Source organism: Streptococcus sp. CL8.13, from assembly GCF_049737895.1.
Genome location: NZ_JBKOTT010000134.1, coordinates 1 through 1,544, shown reverse-complemented (window position 1 = coordinate 1,544; position 1,544 = coordinate 1). Strand labels below are relative to the sequence as shown.

Sequence of the window (1,544 nt, the reverse complement as noted above, 5' to 3'; positions counted from 1 at the left end):
AGTAGCCATTGCTACAGCTCTGATGCCGCCTATCTGTACTGCTGGCTATGGTTTAGCTAATGGGAATGTACGATTTTTATTGGGGGCTCTCTATCTTTTCTTGATCAACTGTGTCTTTATCATGCTAGCCAACATTGTTGGAACAAGAATTTTGATGAGAAAATCTCCTTTAACTTCATTTAAAGAGCTGAGCATTAAAATGAGAATTGGCTTGATATCTTTGATTGTATTGTTGATTCTTCCAGCTAGCTATTCGGCAGTTACTCTGACAATAGAACAAGCGCGCAAAGAAGGGATCAAACAGTTTGTAGGAAAAGAGTTCGCCAATTATGCGGTTATTAATCAAGTCTACAAGTCAAGTAACAATGAATTGGTCTTGACGGTTGTTGGAGATCCGATTTCAGAAGAAGAATTAGAAACACTCCACCAAAAACAAGCCTCTTACGGTATTCAATCTGTTCAATTGAAAGTGAATCAAGTTCAGAACTCGCCAACATTAGATAGTGAAGCGACCAAGGAATTTTATGAAACCATTAACAAGTATATCGATCAAAAACTCTCTGAAAAGGATTCACAAAAAGATCTCGTAAAAGAAAATGAAGCAGACAAGGATTGAGGATATTGACCTTATCTAACTCATGAAAGCAAATCTTGTGTGGTGGTTTGGTCAATCACTACTAGCTCGGATTAAATAATACTCTTCGAAAATCAAATTCAAACCACGTCAGCGTCGCCTTACCGTACTCAAGTACAGCTTGCGGCTAGCTTCCTAGTTTGCTTTTTGATTTTCATTGAGTAAAAATATAAAAAGCAACAGCTGAAATAGTTGTTGCTTTTTAGGTAGCTAGGATTTTATCTCTTATTTCTCAACGCGTGATTTGTTGGCGATATCAGCTAGGATAGCTTGAACAAAGTCATCAACTGAGACAGTTTGTGTTTCTTTTTGTCCGTAGCGACGAACGTTGACTGTTCCGTCTTCCATTTCCTTGTCCCCAACGATCAATTGGTAAGGAATCTTGCTTGTTTGTGACGCACGGATCTTGAACTGCATTTTTTCATTGCGCTCATCTACATCTGCACGAACACCACGGTCACGGAGTTTCTTAGCCACTTCCCAAGCGTAGTCCACGTGTTTTTCGTTAGATACTGGGATGAGGGTTACTTGGTGTGGTGCAAGCCATGTTGGGAAGGCACCCTTGTAGTTCTCAATCAAGATAGCTGTAAAGCGCTCCATAGTAGAGATTACACCACGGTGGATCATAACTGGACGGTGTTCCTCACCATCAGCTCCGATGTATTTAAGGTCGAAGCGTTCTGGAAGCAAGAAGTCAAGTTGGATAGTAGAAAGGGTTTCTTCTTTTCCAAGGGCTGTCTTAACTTGAATATCCAATTTTGGTCCGTAGAAGGCTGCTTCACCTTCGGCTTCAAAGTAGTCCACGCCCATTTCATCAAGGGCTGCACGAAGCATGGTTTGAGCATTTTCCCACATCTCATCGTTGTCAAAGTACTTATGAGTATCTTGAGGGTCACGAAGAGAGAGACGG

The 1,544-nt window shown here is 41.0% G+C and carries 2 protein-coding genes; one reads left to right on the top strand and one right to left on the bottom strand.

Going from position 1 to position 1,544, the window contains the following annotated elements; genetic code table 11:
- The coding region (locus ACLNCN_RS04665) for a DUF389 domain-containing protein (protein WP_424844732.1) at positions 1-616 on the top strand (616 nt) is incomplete at its 5' end.
- A gap of 243 nt (positions 617-859) precedes the next feature.
- Here ACLNCN_RS04665 and ACLNCN_RS04660 read toward each other — a convergent pair.
- Positions 860-1,544 (bottom strand): His/Gly/Thr/Pro-type tRNA ligase C-terminal domain-containing protein (locus tag ACLNCN_RS04660; protein WP_424844731.1); only part of this gene is annotated, 685 nt, incomplete at its 5' end.